Consider the following 3,572-nt stretch of genomic DNA (forward strand, 5'->3'; position numbering starts at 1 on the left):
CTGCCCGAGCGCTCTGAGCGGGCTGCGCGGTCAAGCGACTTTTGCGCCAAGGCGAGGGCGGGAAGGTGCGGTGGAATGCCTTCGAAGGGATCCGAACGCCCGGGCTTCTCGGCCTTCTTCACGGCGTCCCACTTTTCGACGATCTCCTCCACGGTGGCCGGGAAGGATTCCTGCAAGGACCGTCCGGTTTGAACACGTGGGGATTGCGCCGCACCATCTTGTCCGTGATGGCGCGCGCGACGTCGTCGAAGGTGAATTGTCCTTGCTCCTCGGCGAGCCGGGCGTGCAGCACCACTTGGAGCAGCACGTCGCCCAGCTCGCCGCGGAGTTCGTCGGATGTATCGGAACCGGACGCGCCGGCCTCGATCGAATCGACAACCTCATACGCTTCCTCGATCAGGTACTCGACCAAGGACTCGTGGGTCAGCGCCCCCATCCAAGGACAGTGCTCGCGCAAAGAGGCAATCGTCCCCAGCAACTCCACGACAGGACTTTCAGGAGAACTGGCGCCCGAAGGAGTTTGTTCAGCCAAGGTTGGCGTAGGCGTCGTTGATGTACTCCACCAACGCTTCTTTTTCGTCCAACGGCAGGAACGACGACTCGGCGGCGTTGAGGGTCAGTTCGAGGAGGTCATCGAGATCGTAGTCGAAGGTCTCCACGAGAAGCTCGAACTCGTCCGTGAGCGTCACACCGCTCATAAGGCGGTTGTCCGTGTTGATCGTGACGTTGAAGCCCAACTGGTAGAGCATGTCCAGCGGGTGGTTCTCGATGCCTTCGCCGAAGTTCGCGATCGCGCCGGTCTGCAGGTTGGAGGAAGGGCAGATTTCCAGCGCGATTCCACGGTCACGGACCCAGCCGGCCACTTCACCCAAGGTGACCATGCCGACGGTGTCCTCGGCGTCGTCGTCGGCTTCTTCGCCCTCGGCGTCTTCGAACTCAACGGTGATGTCCTCCGCGATGCGCACGCCGTGACCCAATCTCAGGGCGCGGCCGTCCACAAGGGCGGACTGGATGCTTTCCAGGCCCGCGGCTTCGCCGGCGTGGACCGTGGCCGGGAAGTTGTGCTCGGCCAGGTAGGTGAACGCGTCCTTGAAGCGGGAAGGCAGGAAACCGTCTTCGGCTCCGGCGATGTCAAAGCCGACAGCTCCGTTGTAGCGGTGGCGCACTGCGAGCTCGGCAATCTCCTGGCCGCGGTCCGCGTGGCGCATCGCCGTGATGAGCTGGCCCACCTGAATCTGGCGGCCTGACTCCTCAACGGCGTCGACGCCGGCGTCGAGCCCTTCCTGGACAGCGTCCACAACCTCGTCCAGGGTGAGGCCCTTCTGCAGGTGCTGCTCAGGTGCCCAACGGATCTCGCCGTACACGACGCCGTCGTCAGCCAGGTCTTCGACGAATTCCTTGGCGACGCGCGCCAGGCCTTCCTTGGTCTGCATGACGGCAATCGTGTGGTCAAAGGTTTCGAGGTAGCGGACCAAAGAACCGGAGTCTGCGGACTCACGGAACCACTGGCCCAGCGCTACGGGATCCGTGGAAGGCAGGGTGTGGCCGACGGCCTCCGCCAGCTCGATGATGGTGGCCGGGCGCAGTCCCCCGTCCAGATGGTCGTGAAGGGAAACTTTCGGCAGGCTCTTCAGGTCGAAGTCAAGGGCAGGGGCGGCATCAACAATAGGCTCAGTCACGTCTCAACTCTAGGGGGACGGAAGAAGCTTAGCCAGCAGGGTTTGAGCGGTCGACGCCGGCCGTCGCGTTAACCGCGGTTCCCGCGTCTGCTGCGGCTGCTTCCGCGGAGGCCGCTTCCTTCTTCTCGCCGTCTTTCTTTTCGAGATGCTTGTGCCACCAACGCAGGCTGTGGTCCACGATGACGCCGAGTACCACGGCGAATGCCACCGCAATCCCCACGCCGAGGAGCGGGTTGTTGTGCACCCAGTGGCCGGCCAGCGATCCAATGCCGATCGAATAGCCTACCCAGGTGAAGCAGGCGAAGGCGTCCAGGAAGAAGAAGGTCTTGTGGCGGAAGCCGGTCTGTCCGGCGACGTAGTTCACCGCCACCCGGCCCCAGGGGATATACCGGGCGGTGAAGATCAGCACGGCGCCGCGCTTGTCCAACTCGTAGTGCGCCCAGGCGAACATCTTCTGGACCTTCGGCTTGCGCATCCATTTCCAGCGGTCCAGGCCGATCTTGCGGCCCAGCATATAGGCCATGTTGTCGCCGGCCATGGCCCCGACAAGCGCGGTGGCGCCAAGGAGCCACAGGTTGGGCTCACCCCGGTGCATCGCAAGGGCCGAGAGCCCGACGATCGCGGTCTCACTGGGAAGGATCGTGGCAAAGCCGTCGATGAAAAAGAAAACCAGGAGCACCGGGTAGATCCACGGTTGCCCGGCGGCATGCTCGAGCATGTGGTTCATGAAGTCCACGCAGGCATTGCTCCTCAAGGAAAGTCACACGGTCGCGTGACATAGATCGCTATCCAGTGTCCCACGGCCCGGGCGTCGTTCGCTACGCCCCGGCCGGGTGGAACACAATTTAAGGCTAGCTCGAAAGTCGAAATGGAAGCATCCCCCCATGGAGGGATCTTCCGGTGCCAGGCACGTCATACCAAGGGAGGAGATGGCTCCCCCCTGCCGTGCCTGCTACACGACCGATTCCTCTTCGGGCTCCCCGGTTTCTTCGTCCTCTACGGTGGCGGGCGTGGCCCCGCGGACTTTGCTGATGATCCGGTCCACGATGATTCCCAGGATGACGGCAGCGACGATCGCGATGACCGCCCCGAGCAGGTGGTTGTGCTCGAACCATTGGCCGAAGAACACCCCGATGGCCACCGAATAACTGGCCCACAGGACGGCGGACATAGCCGTGAGCGCCACAAACATGCCGTGCGGGAAGTGGGTTGCTCCGGCTGTGAGGTTGACGGCCACCCGGCCGATGGGGATGAACCGGGCCACCATGATCAGTGATGCGGCCCGCCGTCGTAGTTCCCTCCCGGCCCAGCGGAAGGCACCCTGCATCCTTTGGGAACGCATCCACCGCCATCGGCGTACACCTACTTTGCGCCCAATCAAGTAGGCGATGTTGTCACCTGTGAAGGCCCCAAGGGCTCCCACCAGGATCAGCAGCCACGTGTTGGGCATCCCTGCGGTCACGGAGACTGCCGCGAGTCCCACCACCATCGACTCGCTGGGAATGGGCGGGAAGAAACCGTCGATCACGCAGCAGGCAAAAACCAGGAGCAAGACCCAAGGCTGCCCGGCCGCGGCGAGGATGAAGTCGTTGATGGCTTGCACGGTCTTCCTAACGAATGGCCGCAGGGATTGTCTCCCGGGCATTCCGGAATGCCCGGGAGATCAGCCTAGGAGATCCGGTCGATGATGAGCCGTTGCGCCGGCCGTGAGCCTTCCGGCGCAATGAGCACAGCCCCTTCCAAGGCTTCCTTGGCCCTGTCGAACTTTTCCGGGGTGTCGGTGAGGAGGGTCATGAGTGGCTCCCCCGCCCGGACCAAGGCGCCCGGTTTGGCGTGCATCCGCACCCCTGCGCCGGCCTGGACGATGTCTTCCTTCCGGGCGCGTCCAGCGCC

The 3,572-nt window shown here is 63.6% G+C and carries 3 protein-coding genes and 2 pseudogenes; all 5 read right to left on the reverse strand.

What is annotated here, in order from left to right:
* Nucleotides 1-436, reverse strand: a pseudogene (locus AHiyo1_RS06380) (MazG nucleotide pyrophosphohydrolase domain-containing protein); the annotation flags it as partial.
* Between the two features lie 88 nt (nt 437-524).
* On the reverse strand, nt 525-1,679 hold the full coding sequence (locus tag AHiyo1_RS06385; RefSeq protein WP_059387977.1) for an adenosine deaminase: 1,155 nt from the start codon (nt 1,677-1,679) through the stop codon (nt 525-527).
* Nucleotides 1,680-1,707: 28 nt separating this feature from the next.
* Nucleotides 1,708-2,397: a DedA family protein gene (locus AHiyo1_RS06390; protein WP_059387979.1), complete on the reverse strand. Its 690-nt coding sequence runs from the start codon at nt 2,395-2,397 to the stop codon at nt 1,708-1,710.
* A 234-nt stretch (nt 2,398-2,631) separates the two neighbouring features.
* Nucleotides 2,632-3,282, reverse strand: coding sequence for a DedA family protein (locus tag AHiyo1_RS06395; protein WP_059387978.1), 651 nt, complete (start codon nt 3,280-3,282; stop codon nt 2,632-2,634).
* A 65-nt stretch (nt 3,283-3,347) separates the two neighbouring features.
* A pseudogene (locus AHiyo1_RS06400) lies at nt 3,348-3,572 on the reverse strand (thymidine phosphorylase); the annotation flags it as partial.

Source organism: Arthrobacter sp. Hiyo1 (genome assembly GCF_001263615.2).
GTDB lineage: Bacteria > Actinomycetota > Actinomycetes > Actinomycetales > Micrococcaceae > Arthrobacter.

What these genes read in the sequence shown, in the direction of transcription:
- AHiyo1_RS06390 (WP_059387979.1), bottom strand. Translation starts at nt 2,397, where the DNA reads ATGCTCGAGCATGCCGCCGGGCAACCGTGGATCTACCCGGTGCTCCTG.